At 41.1% G+C, this 1,773-nt stretch carries 2 protein-coding genes; one reads left to right on the top strand and one right to left on the bottom strand.

Going from position 1 to position 1,773, the window contains the following annotated elements:
* The first annotated feature begins 516 nt into the window (after positions 1-516).
* Positions 517-900 carry an Mth938-like domain-containing protein gene (locus F6K49_RS45745; RefSeq protein WP_293108904.1) on the top strand — a complete coding sequence of 128 codons (384 nt, stop codon included), beginning with the start codon at positions 517-519 and terminating at the stop codon, positions 898-900.
* Between the two features lie 144 nt (positions 901-1,044).
* On the opposite strand, the gene F6K49_RS45740 is transcribed toward F6K49_RS45745, so the two are convergent.
* The gene (locus tag F6K49_RS45740) at positions 1,045-1,644 is read right to left on the bottom strand and encodes a Uma2 family endonuclease (protein ID WP_293108901.1); all 600 of its coding nucleotides are present in this window, start codon (positions 1,642-1,644) and stop codon (positions 1,045-1,047) included.
* Positions 1,645-1,773 lie beyond the last annotated feature (129 nt).

The raw sequence follows: 1,773 nt of genomic DNA, 5'->3' as shown, positions 1-1,773 counted from the left end.
AGATGGGACGCAACTGGCTACCCTAGACGGGTATACCATCAAGCTGTGGCGGGTGGACACCTTGGATGGACTATTAGCTAGGGGTTGTGCTTTGGTACATAGTTATTTAACGAATAGTTCTGTCAAACCGGAACTGAAGGCGTTTTGTTATGGCTTACGCGAAGAATGAAGAATGTAGAATTAAGAATGAAGAATGTAGAATTTAGAATTATTTGTTCCCTTTGCTATTTTACTTTGACAACGTAGTTGTTGTTTATTTAAGCAGTTATAGAAATTTTAATTTTTGTAATAATCTCATTACTAGGTGACCGAATAACTAAGAATAACGCCTATACTATAAGTAGATGAGTTAGACAGTAAATCGGTAATTTGATGGTAACTTTTTATAAACAAACCGTTAAATAAACTGTATTAGTGTATTGCGGCTAGAACCAAACAAGAATGGAAGCGATAGGTTACAACAGTAGGGAGTAGGGGTAAGAGTTTGGGAAGTTACGAGAAAGAAAGGCAATAGTTATGAACAAATCTCAGACAAGTCTAATTAGTCATATCTCTTGGGGTCGTATGGAGGTAACCAATAATGGTCAAACTTATCAATTTAAAGATTGTAAAGTATGGCCGGGAGGTGCTAAGGAATGGGATTGGAAACTTACAGGTACTCGCCATCAGCCCGGTATTCAACCCGCCGATATCGAAGAAATTTTGGCACAGGGTATAGAGTTTATCGTTTTGTCCCGTGGTATGCAACTAATGCTACAAACCTGTCCTGAAACTGAGCAATTGCTCCGTCAAAGCGGAATTGAGTATTATATCGGCCATACTAAACTAGCTGTAGACTTATTCAACAGTTTGATGCAACAAGGTAAAAAAGTCGGAGGTATATTTCATTCCACTTGTTAACTTGTTATCAGCTTGAGCAAGGATGGAAAAAATTAAATTAGCAATAGTATGTTTAGCGGGGTGTTCGGGATGTCATATACTAAAGGGAACAGGGAACAGGGAACAGGGAGTAGGGAAAAGGGAACAAAAATTATCACAATTCATTTAGGATTTATAATCAAATGTCACTCTGCGATACAGTGCTTCTAAACTTACAGAAAAGTTGACACTTTCGAGGGTAAGCGATGCAGCGCGGTCTTGGGGGTTTCCCCCACTCGCTATTGCATCAAGAAACGTATCCCCTTTTTCATAGGGATAAAGCACCCAAAACCCTTGCTGATTACGCCTAAAACATTCTACTCCTATTGTCTCTGACTGGATTAGAACATACTCCTGCAAGGTTTTTAGCTTGCGGTATTTGGCAAACTTACTGCCCCGGTCGTATGCCTCTGTAGAGGGTGAGAGCAGTTCTACAATCAGACAGGGGTACTGAATAAACTGGTTAGACTCTTGATCTCTGGAATCACAAGTTACTACTACATCTGGATAGTGGTAGGAACGAACTGAAGATATTTTTACCTTCACATCTGCGATATACACCTCACAGCTACTGTCTTGTAGGTGAGTATTTAGATCACTGGCCAGATTTAAAGCAATCCGGTTGTGGGGTTTCGAGCCTCCGGTCATGGCGAAGACTTCCCCATCGCTATACTCGTAACGAATCTCCTGAGTCGGTTCCCACTCCAGGTATTCTTCGGGAGTCATCCGGTAAAGCTGTGGATTAGCAATCTTGACACTCCCATCACGCTCATCGAAGATTATAGTGAGGGATTCTTAAGAGTAGAAAACCCTTAACGGCTGAGCCAAACAGCCTCTACACCCTCCGATCAAATA

The organism is Moorena sp. SIO3I6, assembly GCF_010672095.1.
The sequence above is the reverse complement of the archived record's forward strand: the minus strand, read 5'-3'. Positions and strand labels throughout refer to the sequence as shown.

Excerpts from the sequence above, each read along its gene's own strand:
- F6K49_RS45745 (WP_293108904.1), top strand. The coding sequence starts at position 517 with ATGAACAAATCTCAGACAAGTCTAATTAGTCATATCTCTTGGGGTCGT.
- F6K49_RS45740 (WP_293108901.1), bottom strand. The coding sequence starts at position 1,644 with ATGACTCCCGAAGAATACCTGGAGTGGGAACCGACTCAGGAGATTCGT.